Annotated in this window: 23 protein-coding genes; 10 read left to right on the forward strand and 13 right to left on the reverse strand. The window is 36.5% G+C overall.

The window, feature by feature from the left end:
• Positions 1-121 precede the first annotated feature (121 nt).
• Positions 122-2,683, forward strand: a complete 2,562-nt coding sequence (gene mprF, locus ACAN53_RS07510) for a bifunctional lysylphosphatidylglycerol flippase/synthetase MprF (protein ID WP_379968604.1) — start codon at positions 122-124, stop codon at positions 2,681-2,683.
• A gap of 60 nt (positions 2,684-2,743) precedes the next feature.
• Here mprF and ACAN53_RS07515 read toward each other — a convergent pair whose 3' ends face one another.
• From ACAN53_RS07515 to ACAN53_RS07525, 3 genes are all read right to left on the reverse strand, one after another.
• Complete coding sequence (locus tag ACAN53_RS07515; RefSeq protein WP_379968606.1) at positions 2,744-3,505, reverse strand: hypothetical protein; 762 nt, start codon at positions 3,503-3,505, stop codon at positions 2,744-2,746.
• Between the two features lie 96 nt (positions 3,506-3,601).
• Positions 3,602-3,742, reverse strand: coding sequence for a hypothetical protein (locus ACAN53_RS07520; protein ID WP_379968608.1), 141 nt, complete (start codon positions 3,740-3,742; stop codon positions 3,602-3,604).
• A 22-nt stretch (positions 3,743-3,764) separates the two neighbouring features.
• Positions 3,765-3,959, reverse strand: coding sequence for a hypothetical protein (locus ACAN53_RS07525; RefSeq protein WP_379968610.1), 195 nt, complete (start codon positions 3,957-3,959; stop codon positions 3,765-3,767).
• A 191-nt stretch (positions 3,960-4,150) separates the two neighbouring features.
• Here ACAN53_RS07525 and deoD point away from each other — a divergent pair, with 191 nt between their 5' ends.
• The 4 genes from deoD (at position 4,151) to ACAN53_RS07545 (ending at position 7,756) form a co-directional block, all read left to right on the forward strand.
• Positions 4,151-4,861, forward strand: coding sequence for a purine-nucleoside phosphorylase (gene deoD, locus ACAN53_RS07530; protein WP_379968612.1), 711 nt, complete (start codon positions 4,151-4,153; stop codon positions 4,859-4,861).
• A 171-nt stretch (positions 4,862-5,032) separates the two neighbouring features.
• Positions 5,033-6,841: a sensor histidine kinase gene (locus ACAN53_RS07535; RefSeq protein WP_379968614.1), complete on the forward strand. Its 1,809-nt coding sequence runs from the start codon at positions 5,033-5,035 to the stop codon at positions 6,839-6,841.
• 103 nt (positions 6,842-6,944) lie between these two features.
• A complete protein-coding gene (locus tag ACAN53_RS07540) occupies positions 6,945-7,475 on the forward strand; it encodes a tyrosine-type recombinase/integrase (RefSeq protein ID WP_379968616.1) in 531 nt (176 codons plus the stop codon).
• An 86-nt stretch (positions 7,476-7,561) separates the two neighbouring features.
• Positions 7,562-7,756 (forward strand): DUF3924 family protein, encoded by a 195-nt coding sequence (locus ACAN53_RS07545; protein ID WP_379970279.1) that lies wholly within the window; start codon positions 7,562-7,564, stop codon positions 7,754-7,756.
• A 12-nt stretch (positions 7,757-7,768) separates the two neighbouring features.
• Here ACAN53_RS07545 and ACAN53_RS07550 read toward each other — a convergent pair whose 3' ends face one another.
• Both ACAN53_RS07550 and ACAN53_RS07555 read right to left on the reverse strand, forming a co-directional pair.
• The gene (locus tag ACAN53_RS07550; protein ID WP_379968618.1) at positions 7,769-7,993 is read right to left on the reverse strand and encodes a hypothetical protein; all 225 of its coding nucleotides are present in this window, start codon (positions 7,991-7,993) and stop codon (positions 7,769-7,771) included.
• 12 nt (positions 7,994-8,005) lie between these two features.
• Positions 8,006-8,854 carry a DUF72 domain-containing protein gene (locus ACAN53_RS07555; RefSeq protein WP_379968620.1) on the reverse strand — a complete coding sequence of 283 codons (849 nt, stop codon included), beginning with the start codon at positions 8,852-8,854 and terminating at the stop codon, positions 8,006-8,008.
• Between the two features lie 231 nt (positions 8,855-9,085).
• On the opposite strand from ACAN53_RS07555, the gene ACAN53_RS07560 reads away from it, so the two are divergent.
• The 3 genes from ACAN53_RS07560 to ACAN53_RS07570 all read left to right on the forward strand — a co-directional run bounded on the left by ACAN53_RS07560 (position 9,086) and on the right by ACAN53_RS07570 (position 11,604).
• Entirely contained in the window at positions 9,086-9,706 is a 621-nt protein-coding gene (locus ACAN53_RS07560; RefSeq protein WP_379968622.1) for a hypothetical protein, read from the forward strand.
• 252 nt (positions 9,707-9,958) lie between these two features.
• Positions 9,959-10,579, forward strand: a complete 621-nt coding sequence (locus tag ACAN53_RS07565; RefSeq protein ID WP_379968624.1) for a DUF47 domain-containing protein — start codon at positions 9,959-9,961, stop codon at positions 10,577-10,579.
• Positions 10,580-10,599: 20 nt separating this feature from the next.
• Positions 10,600-11,604: an inorganic phosphate transporter gene (locus ACAN53_RS07570; RefSeq protein ID WP_379968626.1), complete on the forward strand. Its 1,005-nt coding sequence runs from the start codon at positions 10,600-10,602 to the stop codon at positions 11,602-11,604.
• Between the two features lie 309 nt (positions 11,605-11,913).
• Here ACAN53_RS07570 and ACAN53_RS07575 read toward each other — a convergent pair whose 3' ends face one another.
• Complete coding sequence (locus ACAN53_RS07575) at positions 11,914-12,138, reverse strand: hypothetical protein (RefSeq protein ID WP_379968628.1); 225 nt, start codon at positions 12,136-12,138, stop codon at positions 11,914-11,916.
• A 144-nt stretch (positions 12,139-12,282) separates the two neighbouring features.
• Here ACAN53_RS07575 and ACAN53_RS07580 point away from each other — a divergent pair, with 144 nt between their 5' ends.
• Positions 12,283-12,798, forward strand: a complete 516-nt coding sequence (locus ACAN53_RS07580) for a Crp/Fnr family transcriptional regulator (RefSeq protein WP_379968630.1) — start codon at positions 12,283-12,285, stop codon at positions 12,796-12,798.
• 17 nt (positions 12,799-12,815) lie between these two features.
• On the opposite strand, the gene ACAN53_RS07585 is transcribed toward ACAN53_RS07580, so the two are convergent.
• Positions 12,816-13,343, reverse strand: a complete 528-nt coding sequence (locus tag ACAN53_RS07585) for a hypothetical protein (RefSeq protein ID WP_379968632.1) — start codon at positions 13,341-13,343, stop codon at positions 12,816-12,818.
• Between the two features lie 236 nt (positions 13,344-13,579).
• On the opposite strand from ACAN53_RS07585, the gene ACAN53_RS07590 reads away from it, so the two are divergent.
• Positions 13,580-13,780: a hypothetical protein gene (locus ACAN53_RS07590; protein ID WP_379968634.1), complete on the forward strand. Its 201-nt coding sequence runs from the start codon at positions 13,580-13,582 to the stop codon at positions 13,778-13,780.
• Positions 13,781-13,796: 16 nt separating this feature from the next.
• Here ACAN53_RS07590 and ACAN53_RS07595 read toward each other — a convergent pair whose 3' ends face one another.
• From ACAN53_RS07595 to liaF, 6 genes are all read right to left on the reverse strand, one after another.
• Positions 13,797-14,657 carry a hypothetical protein gene (locus ACAN53_RS07595; RefSeq protein ID WP_379968636.1) on the reverse strand — a complete coding sequence of 287 codons (861 nt, stop codon included), beginning with the start codon at positions 14,655-14,657 and terminating at the stop codon, positions 13,797-13,799.
• An 84-nt stretch (positions 14,658-14,741) separates the two neighbouring features.
• The gene (locus ACAN53_RS07600) at positions 14,742-14,948 is read right to left on the reverse strand and encodes a hypothetical protein (RefSeq protein WP_379968638.1); all 207 of its coding nucleotides are present in this window, start codon (positions 14,946-14,948) and stop codon (positions 14,742-14,744) included.
• A gap of 171 nt (positions 14,949-15,119) precedes the next feature.
• The gene (locus ACAN53_RS07605) at positions 15,120-15,569 is read right to left on the reverse strand and encodes a transporter (RefSeq protein WP_379968640.1); all 450 of its coding nucleotides are present in this window, start codon (positions 15,567-15,569) and stop codon (positions 15,120-15,122) included.
• A gap of 128 nt (positions 15,570-15,697) precedes the next feature.
• Entirely contained in the window at positions 15,698-16,330 is a 633-nt protein-coding gene (locus ACAN53_RS07610; RefSeq protein WP_379968642.1) for a response regulator, read from the reverse strand.
• Between the two features lie 64 nt (positions 16,331-16,394).
• Positions 16,395-17,432 (reverse strand): sensor histidine kinase, encoded by a 1,038-nt coding sequence (locus ACAN53_RS07615; protein ID WP_379968644.1) that lies wholly within the window; start codon positions 17,430-17,432, stop codon positions 16,395-16,397.
• Positions 17,425-18,156, reverse strand: a complete 732-nt coding sequence (liaF, locus tag ACAN53_RS07620) for a cell wall-active antibiotics response protein LiaF (RefSeq protein WP_379968646.1) — start codon at positions 18,154-18,156, stop codon at positions 17,425-17,427. Before liaF ends, ACAN53_RS07615 begins: the two co-directional genes overlap by 8 nt.
• Positions 18,157-18,189: the final 33 nt, after the last annotated feature.

Below are 18,189 nucleotides of genomic sequence, written 5' to 3' on the forward strand. Positions count from 1 at the left end.
TCTTTTCTAACTATCCTCGCTGCCTTATTCCTACATTATTACTATATTTACTAGCAATGGTTCTTTTTATTTTTCTCATGTTTTGTCATAATAAGAAGAGGCTTGAGGGAGGATTTGATTTATGAACACATTCTTAAATAAATTACTTACAATTACAAAAATAATTGTTCCAATTGTTATATTAATTCTTGTATTTTTTGAAGCCAGGAAAGAACTGGCCCATCTTTCTATACGCCATGCTGTTGTTGTAATTAAACAAATACCAAACGGAGGATTTTTCCTAGCAGTTGCTGCTGGACTTCTCGCAGTATCAACCATGTTTTTTTACGATTTCTTTATGCTACGATCCGTACACGCTTCGGTCCCAATTAAGAAGGTCTTTCGCATTTCCTGGATTGCAAACTCTTTTAATGGAGTTTTTGGATTTGGTGGTCTAATTGGTGCAGGTGTACGCAGTATGTTATATCGCCCTTATATTCAAGAACAAGGAAAACTGGTAAGAACGATAGCATGGATGACGACTGCCTTCATCATGGGTCTGTCATTCCTTTCTATTTTTGGCTTATTAGGGATCTTACATACTTCCTTTATCGCATTAGAAAAACCATGGATATGGCCTGCACTTATTGGGTTTGCGGCAATTGCGCCCATCTATATCATTGTCTCCAAATTAAATATTGGGAAAAACCCAAAGAAAACAATTAATAAAAATCCTACGTTCCTCTATTCAATTGTATCTCTAATTGAATGGACAGCAGCCGGCATTGTAATCTACGTTATCCTTCGACTTCTTGGAGTTGAACTTGACTTAAGTCAAGCATTGGGTATTTATGTTATTTCCGCTATTGTTGGTAGCTTGAGCCTTGTTCCAGGTGGACTCGGTTCCTTTGATTTAATCTTCCTTATGGGAATGAACGAATACGGGATTGCGGCAGAAACAACACTTTCTGCATTGCTCCTATATCGACTCGTTTATTACATTATTCCATTTGGGGTAGGCTTAACATTTGCAGCGTTTGAAATGACCGAAGTAGCCAAAAAACGGATTGGGAATCGCACAATATTAACAAACGCATTTGAAACGAGCAGCGTAATTGTCTCCTTACAACGCCAATTATTTTCTAAAATGGAGGCCTGGGCACTTGCATCTCTTTCCGTTCTTACTGGCCTAGCTGTCATTTTGTTTGTATTATTTCCTACCGCAGTTGAAAGAGTACACGTACTTCGTATTTATGTACCGAAGTACTTTATTCAAATGTCATTTGATCTTTCCTTATGTGTAGGTGTGTTACTGATTCTTCTTGCTAAGCCAATCTATGAACGAACAAAACAGGCATATAATATGACCGTTATCGTTCTGATTACTGGAATTATTTTTAATACGCTTAAAGGAATTGACATCGAAGGATCCTTTCTACTACTCATCATCCTTATAATCTTTTACCTGCTTCGAAAACAATTTGTACATGAACAAATTTCCTTTTCATATATTGAGACTATCAAAGTAGGATTTTTCTTATTTATATTACTGTACACGTATCAATATTTTGGAGCATGGTTATGGGCACATCAACATGAGTTTCGTCCCCATTATGTTGTACGGTCCAATATACAAGTAACAAGAAGTATGCTTATCACTGCTGGTCTCGTCCCACTTTTTCTTTATATTGCTACATTCTTTCACAATCGAAAGGGAACAAAAGTACCGGGACAACCCGCTTCCACTCCCATCTTGGAGCAATTTCTTCAAAATTACGGTGGCAATGTTTTAAGCCATCTTGGTTTTTTAGGAGATAAGCGTTTTTTCCTAAGTAGTGACGGGAAAGCACTTCTTCAATTTGCAGTAACAGGAAAACGTCTTGTCGTTCTCGGAGATCCGATTGGCGCTAGTTCGTCTTACGCAGTGGTGATAACAGAATTGTTAGATGAAGCTACACAGTTTGGATACGTTTGTATTTTCTATCAAGTAGAAGCAAAATGGCTAGGGATGTATCATGACTTCGGCTATAATTTTTTGAAACTTGGTGAGGAAGCCGAAGTAGATGTAACAACTTTTTCTTTAGAAGGGAAAAAACGATCCAGCTTGCGGGCTGTCTTTCATAAATTTGAAAGAGAAGGATATATGTTCTCTGTAAATAAGCCTCTCCATTCAGAACAACTATTATCGCAGCTAAAGCAAATATCAGATAACTGGTTACATGGAAAAAAAGAAAAAGGCTTTTCTCTAGGCTATTTTGATAATGATTATTTAAACCGAAGTCCTATTGCAACTCTATCTAAAGGGGGAACAATAGTTGCTTTCGTAACTCTAGTACCAGACTATCAGCCCAACAAAATTTCGATTGATTTAATGCGATATTCACAAAATGCCCCCTCATCAGTAATGGATGTTATGTTTCTTCATTTGATTATGTGGGCAAAAACGAATGGCTATAAACAGTTAAATATGGGGATGGCTCCTCTTTCTAATGTCGGCGCCTCTCCTCACTCATTCTTTGCAGAACGCGTTGCAGCAACAATTTATAATAATATAAGGTATATGTATAGCTTTAGCGGATTGCGTCAGTTTAAAGAAAAGTACAAGCCAACTTGGAGAGGAAAATATTTAGCCTATCGTAAAACGCGCTCTTTATTTGCCACGATGCTCGTTGTAACAAAGCTAATTGGAAAAGGAAAACAGTAAAGCTATTCCTAGTAGTAGGCTACTAACAACCATGCGCCAAATGGTAGCCTACTCGCCCCCTTATCCTTTTGCAACTTTCACTACATACGATTTCAAATACGTTTTTCCATTTAAATAGAATGTTCCCATCAATTTATAGTTTCCCTCTTCTGGAAAAGTGACATCGAAGGTGATTTGTCTTCCTGGCTTATTCGATTGTGGTACTACCGAAATTAAATGTGTCAGCTTTTCGTCTACAATTAATAATCGGGATACTTCACCACTTGGAGATATATTGGTGAGATCCTCCTCACTTTGAATCTGTATTGCAATTGACTCCTTACGATTTGCTTTCAACATACTAAATTGCAAGGATGCTGGATACGGACCAATATTTGATGTTAACAATGCATCCACCGTAAGCGGAGTCTGTTTGTCATTCGCCGGTCCAATGACAAGCTCCTTCTTAGCTAGTTCTTGACGTGTTTCCTGATCTTTTATGTATAAAAACAAGGTCGTATTTTGTATGAAAACATGTTGAAACGTAAACGTACCGTTTCCGATATAGGTTGGTTTAACATCCTCACATTGTTTAAGCATGTTGTTCATAATACAAACGACAAATTTATTTTGTTCATTTTCTCCAATAGTACGGAGTGGTTCACCCTTTTCGTTTTGCAATGTAAATGATACGCTTCCTCTTTTTCCGTCTATTTGCCAAGAAACATTTGGTACCGCATCCTTTTGTCCTGAGCTAAACAGTATACCGCTTTTACTTTGAATCACATACATAGCTAACAAAATTAGAAAAAAACAGGCAAGACCAATTTTACTAATTCGCATATATCCTCCTTTCTTGAAGAAGTATCGTATTTGTATGTACATAGATATTCTCGCATAGAAAAAGGACTCCTGCTTAGAGTCCTTTTTCTATGCGATTTATTTGTGTTCAACCGCCTCATATGCAACAAGTGCAATTCGTTTTCCAAGTCTTCCTTCGAATTCATCTTCTATTTGCTTTAGCTTGTCGTGTATATCGTCAGTTATATGAGCAATCGTGAATGGTTTTTTATTTTCCATTATTTATCACATCCCATTTCTTTTATTTATCTTCACCAAAGATATCATTACCCATTAATTCATCAAATGTTAAAACACCCAATGCTCCTGCCGAAACTTCACCAACCACACTCATCGTACTAGTGGGGCTAATTATAATTCGGGAGTTGTTTGGATAAGATATCCTCTTTCCCCTTTGTTTTTTATCAACAAATTCTTTTTTACCTTCGTGATTCATATGCAGTTCTTCATCTCCCTTTCTTTACCTATTTGTACGTCAACTAGGATTCCCAGATCTGGTTCTCCTCATTCTAGTTCTCCTGTACCGAATAAATATTTTACGGAAAAGGAGCAACTAGTATATAATGCAAGAAACAGAATGATATAGTGAAACTCCCCAATATAGTGGGATAAAGAAGGAGGAGCAGAATGAGTATACATATTGGAGCAAAAGAAGGAGAAATTGCTGAAACAATTCTTCTTCCTGGTGACCCACTTCGCGCAAAGTATATTGCTGAAACCTTTTTAGACGAACCAACGTGTTACAATGAAGTTCGTGGCATGTATGGTTTTACGGGTACTTATAAGGGAAAACGAGTTTCCGTACAAGGAACCGGAATGGGTGTTCCTTCTATTTCTATTTATACGAATGAGCTCATTCAAAGTTACGGGGTGAAAACCTTAATTCGTGTAGGTACATGCGGTGGTGTGCACAAGGATGTACACGTGCGTGATGTCATTTTAGCCATGACAGCATGCACGGATTCAAATATGAATCATCTTACTTTTCCTGGTTTTGACTATGCTCCTTGCGCAAGTTTTTCATTACTAAAGGGTGCATATGATGCTGCACTAAATAGAAATCTGAACGTTCGCGTAGGAAATGTATTAACCGCAGACGTTTTCTACCGCGAAAGCATGGATATGGTGAAAAAACTTGGTGAGTATGGAGTTCTAGCTGTTGAAATGGAAACGACAGCTCTCTACACGATTGCTGCGAAGTATGGTGTCCAAGCTCTATCTGTATTAACAGTGAGTGATCATATTTTCACCGGTGAAGATACAACGGCGCAGGAAAGACAAACTACATTTAACGATATGATTACCATTGCGCTTGACACTGCCATAATGGAGCACTAGAACAGGAGTAGCTTTACTCCTGTTTTCTTACACATTCCTCTTTAAATTTCTTCTCAAAAGACATGTTTTTCACCGATGAAATACAAGTTTTGCATGCTTCTTTGTTATAATAGAAGAACCATTTATATACAATGGTTCCTAATCACAAGATTTCTGTATAGAGGTGCACTCGTGACACGAAAAAGTATTGTATTTAAATTATTTATTTTAACTTTTGGTTTTTTTACTCTAACATTTGTTTTATTCTTTGTTGGACAATCTCTTTTTTTAGAAAAATTTTATATAAACCAAAAAGTAAATGGGGTCCAAAAAGCGTTCGAAACGTTTGTGGACGATTATTCAAAAAGTGATCAAAGCTTTGATACTGCCAAAAAACTAAAACAACAGTTTTTTGATCAAACGAATGCTCAGCTTATTCTGCTTGATCAAAATGGCGTTATTCAGGATGAGCATAATTATTACATTGAGGTACACGATGAAAATAATACGAATGAATATCATATTGCATTAAACAACATTATGACCGGTCAAGAATACAGTAACTTTATGAAGCTTGCCATACAAAACAATGAAAGCATTTCTGTGCAGGGTATCCGCAAAAAAGATACAATTATTCCCATTACAATCAAATCCACTCACGGCACATGGACAAATGGAAACATAATTGGTGATTTAAAAGCTTATGGTATTAGTTCAAGTGAAGTGAAAGGAGATTCATCTTCTAATAACATACTCATTCAAATTAAGGGACAAGTAACAAAAATGAATATGCCCTCAAAAGCTGACTTACAAATCGCCAATAATATTGATACTCTTGTTCAAGGCGTGCAGCGTTGGGAAATATCGGCGATTTTAGGAGAAATTGATCGCAACGCGTTAACAACTTATACCTTTAGCGATGAAAAAGGGAAAAATCAAATGTTCGTAAAGCCTATTCTCCAAAATAATACCATAACTGAATTTGCTTTTGCTATGACTTCCTTCCAACCTGTAAACGAGGCAATGATTGTGTTAAAGGATTACTATGTCTACGCTATGATGATTGTGTTTCTTGTAATTATTTTGCTATCCTTTTACTACTCAAAAATCATTGCAAAGCCGCTTATTCGGGTAAATCGAGTCACAAAGCGTATGGCAAATTTTGATTTCTCAGAGACCCTTCCCGTAACATCGAATGACGAAATTGGAAGCTTGTCGCAAAGTATTAATACGATGTCTGTTACATTGAAGGACCGAATCGAACAGCTACATGTTGCTAATGAAAAGCTGCAAAAAGATGTGGAAATGGAAAGACAGCTAGAACGAACAAGAAAAGACTTTATTTCTGGTGTTTCCCACGAATTGAAAACACCATTAAGTGTAATCCGTAGCTTTGCGGAAGGAATTAAGGACGGCGTTAGCAACAATACAGATTACTATACAGATGTTATCTTAGAAGAAGTAGATAAAATGAACACGCTAATCGTTGAAATGCTAGAGTTAGCAAAGCTTGAATCAGGTACCTACAAGCTAGAGGTTCAATCATTTACAATTGATACCCTCATTCACCAAGTCTACACCAAGCTTCTTTTTAGCATCGAGGAAAAACAACTAGCTGTAACCATTAATGCCGAAACAGATTTAATAGTCGAGGCAAACCGTAATCGAATGGAGCAGGTCATTATCAATCTACTAAGCAATGCCATTCGGTATACTCCGGTAGGAAAAGCAATTACCATTTCAGCATTAAATCGAGAAGATAACGTATATATTTCCATTAAAAATGATGGTTCGCCAATCCCTGAAGAAAACCTAAATAAGATTTGGGAACGATTTTATCGCTTAGATACATCACGGAGCCGCCACACAGGAGGTACAGGCCTTGGTTTATCTATTGTAAAAAATATTTTGGAGCTACATCACGTCCCGTATGGCGTACGCAATGAAAGTGATGGCGTATTGTTTTACTTTTCTTTGAAAAAAGGCAATAGAAACGAATAGTTTTCTTCATTTTCACGCAAAGTTCACATGAAGTACACACCGCCTCGCTATATTGAAAGTGTAAATTCTTTCCTTATGGATGGAAATGGAGGAGAGTGTTTCTATGAAACAATTAGGACAACCTATTCAAAGTGAAAAACTATTGCAAGAAATGAAGCATATACTTCTTCAAACTTCTAAACGTGATGGGCTACTTTTTGCACTTGCAGTTAATTCTGGTTTAAAGGTCAGTGAAATTCTTCAATTAAAAATTGCTGATGTAATAGATGTAAACGGAAACGTTCGACACTCTATTCTATTTAATAACGATAAAACAAAAAAACAAAAGTGGTTCGCCGTCAATCATGAGCTAGAAGAAGCAATTCAGGCGTATATGTGTGAACGTAAAGGGATTCGACGAAATGAATATTTATTAAAATCGCAAAAGGGAAATGGACCAATTACGCGTCAACATGCTTGGTTTATACTGAATAAAGCTGCAAAAGAAGCTGGTCTAGATGGAATCAGCTCTCATACCCTTCGTAAAACATGGGGATATTGCGCTTATAAATCAGGCGTGGATATCGCATTCTTGCAGCATTTCTTCGATCATAGTACCCCTTCCAAAACATTAAAGTACATCGGAATCGCTTAGTATGACATATTGGTGAAATATCCCCTATCATATTACCTCTTTAGGGAAGTTATGATATGATACATAAGGGGGAATACACAATGAGTATATCGAAATTAACGATTGAGTTACCAGATGATATTTTGGAAAAATTAATGCTATTGAAACAATGCTATAAAAAGAAAAATGGGAATACAATATCCGATACAACTCTCATACAATCACTTATAGCACGAGAGTTCATCCAAGAAATTTCGCCGTTTGATTTACATTTCTATCTTGAAGAAAAGGAACAGCATTAATGCTGTTCCTTTTCATTTGCTATTTTCTCTTTTTTTACGCAGTGGACAAACAAGAAATGCCCCTTTTATTCCATCAATTTCAATCGTTCGTAAGAGATTAATAAGCCGTTTACGATCCTGAGGAGAATTTGTAAGGATGCCTCTTTTTATCAAAAAATCATTCAATTCAGTGAATGATACTCCTCTTTTCTCTGTCAACAAGTCTCTAATAGCAGCATACAAGCGATCTTCTTCCATGCCTACCCCCCATTAAAATAACTTCATTTGCTCGACTGAATGTGTTTCATAGGATATACCAAGTACCCGCATAAGCTGTTTCGCATTGTCTGCAGCATCCCCGCCAGAATTGTTATTAAATAAAACAACAATGTCCTTTGAATATTTTTGCAAGTCATGAATACGTAAAGCCCATTCCTGCAATTCCTCTTCACTGTAGCGATACAAACAACGTACAGCCCGCCAATTTTGTTCTGATTTTCCGCGCAACCAGCCATGAACATTCCTACCGTGCAATCGAATTAATGTTAATTCTGAATGAGTTGCCTGAGGCACAATCGGAACTGAGCCGGTACTTGTTTGCGGTTCGTCACAAATGGTATGCATCCATTTCGATTGTATTAAAAATGAAATGGTTCGTTCCCGGTACGTCGGCATAAACCAAGTTTCATTGCGAAATTCGATAGCACACGGAATATCCCCCATCTTTTCTTTCGTATAGAGAAGCATATCAACATGCTTTGTTTGACAATCAAACCATGGTGGATATTGAAATAACACCGTTTTCAGCTTTCCTGACTCTACAAGAGGTGCAATGGACTCTACAAATATAGCAAACATTTCGTCTACATTTGCAAATGGAATTGTTCCTCTCATATGACCCGTCATCCCTTGATAGGCTTTTACTACAAAAGAAAATGGTTCTGGCGTTTCTTCAATCCACTTCTTATAATTTCGTTCTGGTTGAATCGCGTAGAACGAGCTATCAATTTCAACAATAGGAAAATGACCGCTATATGCTTGTAGCTTCCTCTTAGAAGAAGTTAAATCGCGATATAAGGAGTCATGATCGCCCCACCCTGTTAATCCTATTTCAATCATATAGAGACATTCCTTCACTTATATTTCTATAGTACTTTAAATTACATTCATTCTTACATTTTAACAAAGCAAGGTTTGATTGTCGAAGAAGACGGTGTTTACAATTACACTACCATTCAAAAAAGAGTTTGAATTAATTTTTTTAAATATAGTGAAATACCCCATATCCTGTCCTTTCGTTATGAATACCATGTAGTATTGCAAGCTTTCTAACAAAAGGGAGGAATAACAATGTATCAAAAGCAATCTGCTTATACTCAATATTCAGCTGTAAAAAGTTTAAAGGATTTACAAGGGCAACTTGTTCAATTAAATTTAGGCGGACCAGAATCAGGTAAAGGCACGCTCGTAAAGATTGGTTTAGACTTCTGCGCTTTAGAGAGTGAAAAAGAGATTCACTACTACCAACTCCAGCACATAAAAAGCTTCACACTCCTACTAAGTAATGAAGAAGATGAGAATTCAGAAGAAAATAAACAAAGCAAATCTAATGATAAAGGTAGCGAGAATAAGAAAGAAAAAGAAAACAAGAAAGAGAAACAAAGCAAATCTAATGATAAAGGTAGCGAGAACAAGAAAGAAAAAGAAAACAAGAAAGAGAAACAAAGCAAATCTAATAATAAAGATAAAGACAGCAAGGAAAATAAAAAGGCGCCTATACTCTACGGTAGAACCTTTACACAAATTATTGATTGCTTACGAGGAGAAGAAATTCAAATCAATCGCGGCGGTCCGCAAAAAGTCATTGGGGTATTAGAAGGACGAGATCAACAATACATGATTCTTACCGTCAATAAAGATATTGTACTCATTCCTATTTTCCACGTTCAAAACATCAGTTGGAAATTTTAGATAGACAAAAACGAAGGACTATTCCTAATTGGAGATAGTCCTTCGTTTTTCAATAGATTTTTTCCTTTGCACGAAATTTGATGGTGCAAAGCATAATTTTATTGTAAATTAATTATTGTTTTGCTAATTTTTCTACATGTATATTATTAAATTTTTGTTAATTTATTTTTATTTCTATCCTATGCGGCACATTTTTTGGTAAAATTGATTAGCCAATGCAATGAATCGACTAATTTTGGTGGAGGTTACCATATGAGTTTTCTTAATAGAAAAGATAAATGTTTTACACTACTTTCTAGCATTTCAGAAAATGTAAAAGAAAGTGCTAAATTTTTCATGGAATATAAATTAGATACTCCAAGTGAAGTACGGAGAATTGCAAAAAGAATGAAGGAGTACGAAGCAAAAGGTGATACATTTATCCATGAACTTATTTTAGAGCTGAATAAAGTATTTATAACGCCTATTGAGCGTGAAGACATACTACAATTGGCGATGAGCATGGATGATATACTTGACAACCTTGAATTATGTGCAGCCCAATTTGAAATATTTGAACTTACACGAGCAAATCAGAATATGAATCGATTAAATTCTACAATTTATGCTTGTACATGTGAAATGGATGCCGCACTCAAACGTATTCAGTCAATGAAGTTTCTTGAAATTCGAACCAATGCAATTAAAATGAAAGATTACGAATCAACATGTACAGATATTCTTCGTGAAGCATTACATAGCCTTTTTTCACACGAAAAAAATCCAATTACGTTGATGAAATATAAAGAAATATATGAGACGTGGAATAAGCTAGCAAAATCTTGCCAACATGTGGCAAACGTACTTGAATTCATTGTAATGAAAAATGCATAGTAAGGAGTACATAATATACAATGAGCACTCTGTTTGTGTTAACTATCTTTATTGTACTGGGAGCTATTTTATTTGATTTCATAAACGGCTTCCATGATACAGCTAATGCCGTTGCAACGGCCGTTTCAACGAAGGCTTTAACGCCTCGTCAAGCTATTACACTTGCAGCATTTATGAACATCATTGGTGCCTTGTCATTTACCGGAGTAGCCAAAACTATTTCGAGTGGTATTGTAGATCCATTTAAACTTCAAAATGGGTCTCTCGTTATTATTGCTGCACTGCTTGCAGCAATATGTTGGAACCTAATTACATGGTATTTCGGAATTCCAAGTAGCTCCTCTCACGCTATTATTGGTGCGATTGCAGGGTCAGCTATTGTCGCGTCTGGAGTACATGCTGTAAATTTTAAAGGCTTTCTAAAAATCATTGAATCACTTATCATTTCACCTATTCTCGCTTATGCATTAGGGTATATTGTATTCCTGATTATCAAATTGATTTTTCGAAACCTGGACCTAATGAAAACAAATCGACGTTTCCGTTACGTTCAAATCGTAACAGCTGCTTTACAAGCATATACACACGGAACAAACGATGCACAAAAATCTATGGGAATCATTACATTAGCACTTCTCACAGGTGGGTATATTTCGACTGATAATATTCCATTGTGGGTACAGTTATCATGTGCAATCGCAATGGGACTTGGAACATTTGTAGGTGGCTGGCGAATTATTAAAACAGTGGGTAGTAAACTAATGAAAATTCGTCCTGTACACGGAGTAGCAGCAGATATAACAGGAGCTTCTATTATTTTCACTGCGACTATGATTCATTTGCCTGTTAGTACAACTCATGTCATCTCCTCTGCCGTTCTAGGAGTTGGCTCTTCGCAGCGAATGAAGGGCGTACAGTGGAAAACCGCACAACGTATTATCATTACTTGGTTTATTACACTTCCGTTATCTGCATTCCTTGCCGCTGCACTTTATTACGTCTTACACATGCTAATTTCGTTATAAAAATTTAAAAATACGAATATATATCGCATTTATTTCTTTAATAAACAAAAACGAACGATACGATTATAAATCATAATCATATCGTTCATTTTTTAATACAAACATCTATATAAAAACATTCCAAAAGGTATAAGAATGCTTAAAAAGGCAAATAGTAAAAATAAGTTTGAAGCATACCATTTTTGTGTCATCATATTCCCCCATTCCTTCATTTCCTACATACATCATAAACGAAATAGTGAAGAAATAGGTTAAAAACAGATTACATACGTTTTACAATCAAAATACAGATATATTTCTATTAAATCATTAATGAAGAAGCTTCCATCCCATTAAATCATCATGTACTTGTCGTGCACGTTTATCATTACGATCATATAATACCCCGTAACTTTCGTCCACTTCATCATATGCCATAGTGAAAATGATTTGGCCTTCCATTTCAACGGATAATACAATTCCGCCTTTCATTTCTTCCACACGAATCACTGCATTTTGCGGAAGCTTCGCATCAACCAACATTCTCTCAAACATACTAATCCCCCTAATACCTTGCAGATTTATACACTACACAGTATACTATCAAACAGTAGCAAAAAAAGAAAGTGAAACTTCCTTTCGGGGTATGAAAGTCGTACGAACACATATCGATTAGAAAAATAAAGAGGTGTACATACGTTGATTCTACATAAAGGAGATATTTTATTTCGACAAGGAGAAGAGGGACCTCTCTATCGTATTACCAGTGGTCTTTTAAAAGTAGTACGCCTACAGGAAGACGGAACACCCTTTTTATTCAACATCATTGTTCCAGGAGAGATGATTCCGCACCATTCTTTACTTTCTCCTAAAGAATATCACGGAACAGCCATTGCCCTAGTGAAAACGGAAGCAGAACCCATTTCCCCGCAGAAATGGTATGAACAACTACAGCAAGAACCTCTTGCATATGCAAATGTTGCTTTGCAGCTCCAATCAAAGCTGCGCATGATGCAAGAGCGAATCGACCAACTTACAACTGTTACCTCAAAAGAACGCATCGAACGTCTACAACAGTGGTTTTCTACTTATTTAGGAAACATTCCTGTATATGACATTCTTACACAAACAGAAATTGCACAGCTTGTCGGCCTTCGGCGTGAGACAGTAAACCGATTACTTCGTGAACAAACAATGAAAACGAGCAGCATGTAACCCCTGCTCGTTTTTTCTTAGACATTCTTATTAAGTTTTACGATTTCATCTTCGACCACTTTAATATTTGCTCCGTTTCCAAATTCGGATACCCCCCAAATATTCTGTTCTTTTTGATAATTATTGATTATAATATCTAGATCATGATAAATACGGTGACCATATATAACATTTTGCATATTATTAGTTTCTATTCCATTTTTCATTAGTTCATAGCTTCTTTTTACATCCCGCTTCAATTTTTCATTTTTCACTCGCTTATCAAATTCCCTTAACTCTGACTCTTGACTTTGAAACCACTGCTTCATATATTTCCAATCTCCTTCTGTATATCGATCGGATTTCCCATAGTTTAAAAATCCATTCAAGCTTTCATGTGTTTTTGAAATAAAATGCTTTACTGACTCTTCTTCCTCTACTTTTACATTTACCGCAGCTGGATTGGCAATCGGTCGATTTGCTATGTATATAAATAAATTGGTTAATAAAAGAAAGGTAACTGCCATCAGCATGATAACACCAATTATGCGCAAGGTTCTCTTCATTCGTTAAACTCCTTATCTAGCACTTTAACTTTGCATGTATATATTACCTTTTATTGTCATATATGTGATATTCGTGAAGAAATATGTTTTTCCTTTCAAAAATTTTCTAGTATTTTCGACAATCCCCATCATTCTACATAAAGCCCATCCGATATATCATTTTACAATGTATTTTTTTGTGAATTCACGTTTGATTTACATTTTTTGACCCATACTATGGGAGAGGAGGTGATATGATGAAACTTCAATTAATTGTTATGGGACTTCTTTCATTTCTTGCATCTATATGTATTCTATATGCTATTGGTAGCTTGTTTTCAATTGACTGGCTTCAATTTGATGATCAGCAACCCCTATTCTCACCAGGCTTTTGGCTTCCCTTATCCATCGCATTATTAATCGGTTATTTAATTGTACGAAAAACGAGACTCGGATAACATCGAGTCTCGTTTTTCATGGTTGTAAATCCATTTTTGCGCCATATTGCTTTACAATTTGTATAATATTATGGAATATCCCTTTTGGCTTATAATCCTTGTCCATCAAAACTAAATCATAGTTATCGTAATACAAAGAAATTGCTTGCTTTTGTGATTGTGTGATCTGTTGTGCAGGTACATCAATCTGGACGTTATATTCTTTTTGACCTTCTTTCATGCTTTCTCCTAGAACTGCTCCACTCTCCCTCATACCAATAATATTTTGTACCTTTTGCGGAAAGATAAGCTGGATATAGTACGTTTGTTGTGCATATAAGTCATCGTATAATGTATCTGATATCCGATATGTGACCTTGTAGGTTATCGATTGTGATTGCTGCCGTGCTTGTATGATGAACCTTGTAATTTGAAAATCATTCTTACCTACAGGAAGGGATTCTTGCCCTCCGCTTACGCCTGGTAGAGATGGATTGAATGAAAACAATTCTATCAGCTTTTCTGCTTCTTCATTACTTAGTGAAATTAGCTTATTTTCCTCTCCCACCTTTTTAGCGTAGCCGGTCTTCTCTTCCTTATTAAACCAAACATGATAGGTTTCTTCATTCGAAGAATTATATACTTGCACAATATATTGCGGTTGTTTTAGCTCTATGTTTACATCACGTATCTTAGCATATGTAAGAATTTGTACAATAACTTGCATTTCTAACTCATTTTTAATTGTCTTCGAATCGTTTGTATTGTTTGATTTCATAACAATAATCTGATTAGGTATTTTATTTTGTTTCACATCACTCATCGTCTTTTCTCCTGTCGTAGCTGAACTACATGCTACTAGCAACATGACATATAGCAAACAAAGCACTCGCTTCATTCTACACCATCCTATTTTTGTGCATACACCCTATTAATGCTGGATAAACAAACAAGAGCCCTAATAGTAGAGGGCTCTCCTAATTTATAAACGGTTTCCACAGCATTCCTGGTATCCCCCATGTCTAGCATGAGCACGACCACACTTTGAACATACTAAGAAATGAGATTGTCTAGCTAGGTTTCCTTTTCCACTAAGCAATACACCCACTTGCTTCCATGACCGAAAATAAACATAATATACAAAGAATACGACCGTACTAGCAACAAGTAAAAGACCGGCAATGAACACTGCCTTCACCTCTTTATATAATCTCATCCATAAAATGGATTGTATTACTATTTTCTAGAAAAAAGAGAAAATTCCTTCCTTATTTTTAATAAAATTCTAATTTTTCTAAATATATAATAATATTTTATTTATAATTGATTTCGTAAAAAAATAGCCTCCTATCAGAAGCTATTACGTACATTCAAAATGTTCAATCATTCGCAAATCGTAACCAGCATACATCCAACGATAGCGACTAGGACTCCAGCGGTATCCAGCAATGGAATCACGTCCTAGAAACACAGGATAAAACCAAAAATTTCGACCTGTGGTTAACCACACATATGTGTAACGATATAAGCAACGTCGAATGGCTCCTGGATCAACTGCATAAGTTGTTAGTTGCGGCTTAGGTGGGATAGTTGCTGGAGGAGGTGATTGCGGCGGTCCCGCTTGCATAGAACCACCACCTGGTGGATACGAAGGGTATCCTCCTCCCTGACCAGGCGGATACGAGGGATATCCCCCTCCATGGCCCGGCGGATAAGGTGGATACCCGCCACCTTGACCGGGTAGATAAGGTGGGAAAGCACTTGGCTGAGATTGTTGTGGCCGGTTGTATTGCCAATTCGGATCATACATATCCATTCACTCCTTTTCATAACCATACATTTAGTCACTCTAAATGTATGTCGGAGATGCTTGGCCATATCCTTCATTTTCCAATTTTACAAAACTCGCCAGAAGACTTTATATAGTGGTGAGGAGGTCTACTTCGTTACTTGATGGCGAAATGCATAAATAACCGCTTGCGTTCGGTCGCTTACATTCAGCTTATTTAAAATATTACTAACATGTGTTTTTACGGTCTTTACCGTAATAAAAAGTTCGCTTGCAATGTCTTGATTTGACTTTCCTTCAGTCATTAGCAGCAATATTTCCAACTCACGCTCAGTTAAATCCTCATGAAGCTGATGAACATCCTTTTGTCTCATTTTCGACATCATTCTCCCCGTTACTTTTGGTTCAAGAATGGAGTCTCCCTTGTATGTTGCACGTACCGCATTTGCAATATCGCTTGCACGTGATGTTTTTAATAAATAACTGATTGCTCCTGCCTCAATTACAGGATACAATTTCTCATCATCTAAAAAACTGGTAACGACGACTATTTTCGCTTCAGGCCATTGTTTTATAATTTCTCTTGTTGCTTCAATCCCATCCATTTCTTCCATTACTAAATCCATTAAAATAATATTAGGACGAAGACAAAGTGCGAGTTCTACTCCTTTTTTCCCATTCTCTGCTTCTGCTACTACTTCGATATCCGGCTGAGTAGATAAATAACTGCTTACTCCTAACCGAACCATTTCATGATCATCTACAAGCAACACGGTAATCATCTTGTCATCTCCTCTCATTTTATCCCGCATCAATGGGCAGTATGGCCCCTACTTTAGGGAAGTTTCACTTTATAATAGGAACCTTTACCTCTATTTGCGTCCCTTTATTTGGCAAGCTCATAATTTTTAGCAAGCCACCAATTTCTTGTACACGTTCTTGGATCGAAGAAAGTCCGTAGGACCCCGCTTTACGAACATTCACATCAAACCCCACTCCATCATCAAGCAATTTTAATAGAGCATGCCCCTCTATTTTTCGCAGGCGAAGCTCCATATGCTTTGCTTTAGAATGGCGCAACGTGTTTGATATCACCTCTTGGATAATACGAAACAGATGATCTTCGACTCCTTTTTCTAGTGCAATGGATTCCACATGCCAATCAATTTTCATTTGTTGCTTTGCAGATAACTCAGTTAACAGTTCATGAATCCCTTCTTCAAGTTTTTTCCCCTCAAGCTGTACAGGGCGCAAATGAAGAAGTAAGGCACGCATTTCAGATTGTGCATTCACAATCATCGTTTCTACTAACGATAGCTGGCCTCGCGTTTCATCAGAGAATAAGTTTTGTTGTTCATTTATGGCAGACATCATCATTGACATAGCAAAAAGCTGTTGACTTACCGAATCATGTAATTCCCTTGCTAATCGTTGCCGTTCCTGTGAAATAGCCTCTTGTTTCATTTCTTCGTTCCACGATGCTCGTTCGTTCGTTAGTTTTTGAAACAGACGCGCCTGCTCTTCAAACCTTTTCCCAAGTTCTGTAATACGGTTTGTGATTTCATCAAACTCATCATGTTCAGAAAACACGGTTTCTACATGATAATTTCCCCTCTCCAATGCCATTAAGGAAACTGAAAGTTCATGAACACGTCGCTTCATAAATTGGCTAATTGCATAGCCAATTGCGATTCCAAACAAACAACTGCTTCCTACTACAAATAATACGACTGGAATTGTTGCGACCTTTTGTTCAAAGAGAAAATGATACATAGTTTGACCACTTTTCCACGTATATACAACCGTTGCAAGGAGAGAAACAGTAAAGCTTAGCATTAACGAATAGTTAAAATATATAGAGGAAATGCTACGCTGCTTATGCATATCTCACCTCTGTATCTCCTACAATAAGTGAAGAAATAATTTTAATTTTTCTCGTTGCAAGCAGATATCCATCTGTTCTAAGAATCAAACTTTGATTAAATCCCTTTTCCTCTTCTCCTAGTATGAACATGTTTCCAACCACTACTGAATGGTGCACAGATAACTCTAAATCGTAAGGTATATATAAACTTATATTACCAACAAGACCATGTATGATAATCACGGTTTCTCCCTCGGGAATCATTGCAGTAGTGAGATCAATCACAATGTCCCCTAGCCCGTAACGAATATTAATGTCATGTAACTCGAAGGTATGATTCATCATTCGATAATTCCCAATCAGCATACTTTTTAAAAATGGCTCATGCCGTATGATCCGTTCTCTCTGAATATCATCTTTCAATTCTACTTGAATAGATGACGGATGTTTCCTACTTGTATACAGGTGATAGCCCACTAAAACTAATAAACCGACAAACAGCATTTGAAATGCTGTAGAAGAAAAAATAGTACTAATCAAAGAAAACGCACCAAGAACAAGCAATACATTCCCACGAATACGATGTCCTTTTTTTCGAAAATGCCGCCCGAGGATGAGGAGAACGATTGAAATAATAAGACCTGCTGGCTGAAAACGATGAAATATAATGTCTATTAACATACCTATTGCAAAAATAATCGTAAAAATTCCGATTATTTGCGTTTTTGAATATGGTTTTTTCATGCTCCTCCTCCTCTTTTACATAGTGAAGAAAAG

Origin of the sequence: Ectobacillus soli, from assembly GCF_042610425.1 — a bacterium.
GTDB lineage: Bacteria > Bacillota > Bacilli > Bacillales > Bacillaceae_G > Ectobacillus.

Bases quoted from the DNA above. Each gene is read 5' to 3' on its own strand.
- ACAN53_RS07575 (WP_379968628.1), bottom strand. From the start codon at position 12,138: ATGTTTGAGAGAATGTTGGTTGATGCGAAGCTTCCGCAAAATGCAGTG.
- ACAN53_RS07555 (WP_379968620.1), bottom strand. From the start codon at position 8,854: ATGATTGAAATAGGATTAACAGGGTGGGGCGATCATGACTCCTTATAT.
- mprF (WP_379968604.1), top strand. From the start codon at position 122: ATGAACACATTCTTAAATAAATTACTTACAATTACAAAAATAATTGTT.
- ACAN53_RS07570 (WP_379968626.1), top strand. From the start codon at position 10,600: ATGAGCACTCTGTTTGTGTTAACTATCTTTATTGTACTGGGAGCTATT.
- ACAN53_RS07610 (WP_379968642.1), bottom strand. From the start codon at position 16,330: ATGATTACCGTGTTGCTTGTAGATGATCATGAAATGGTTCGGTTAGGA.
- ACAN53_RS07520 (WP_379968608.1), bottom strand. From the start codon at position 3,742: ATGGAAAATAAAAAACCATTCACGATTGCTCATATAACTGACGATATA.
- ACAN53_RS07595 (WP_379968636.1), bottom strand. From the start codon at position 14,657: ATGAAGCGAGTGCTTTGTTTGCTATATGTCATGTTGCTAGTAGCATGT.
- deoD (WP_379968612.1), top strand. From the start codon at position 4,151: ATGAGTATACATATTGGAGCAAAAGAAGGAGAAATTGCTGAAACAATT.
- ACAN53_RS07615 (WP_379968644.1), bottom strand. From the start codon at position 17,432: ATGCATAAGCAGCGTAGCATTTCCTCTATATATTTTAACTATTCGTTA.
- ACAN53_RS07540 (WP_379968616.1), top strand. From the start codon at position 6,945: ATGAAACAATTAGGACAACCTATTCAAAGTGAAAAACTATTGCAAGAA.
- ACAN53_RS07585 (WP_379968632.1), bottom strand. From the start codon at position 13,343: ATGAAGAGAACCTTGCGCATAATTGGTGTTATCATGCTGATGGCAGTT.
- ACAN53_RS07525 (WP_379968610.1), bottom strand. From the start codon at position 3,959: ATGAATCACGAAGGTAAAAAAGAATTTGTTGATAAAAAACAAAGGGGA.
- ACAN53_RS07590 (WP_379968634.1), top strand. From the start codon at position 13,580: ATGAAACTTCAATTAATTGTTATGGGACTTCTTTCATTTCTTGCATCT.
- ACAN53_RS07515 (WP_379968606.1), bottom strand. From the start codon at position 3,505: ATGCGAATTAGTAAAATTGGTCTTGCCTGTTTTTTTCTAATTTTGTTA.
- ACAN53_RS07565 (WP_379968624.1), top strand. From the start codon at position 9,959: ATGAGTTTTCTTAATAGAAAAGATAAATGTTTTACACTACTTTCTAGC.
- liaF (WP_379968646.1), bottom strand. From the start codon at position 18,156: ATGAAAAAACCATATTCAAAAACGCAAATAATCGGAATTTTTACGATT.
- ACAN53_RS07605 (WP_379968640.1), bottom strand. From the start codon at position 15,569: ATGTATGATCCGAATTGGCAATACAACCGGCCACAACAATCTCAGCCA.
- ACAN53_RS07550 (WP_379968618.1), bottom strand. From the start codon at position 7,993: ATGGAAGAAGATCGCTTGTATGCTGCTATTAGAGACTTGTTGACAGAG.
- ACAN53_RS07560 (WP_379968622.1), top strand. From the start codon at position 9,086: ATGTATCAAAAGCAATCTGCTTATACTCAATATTCAGCTGTAAAAAGT.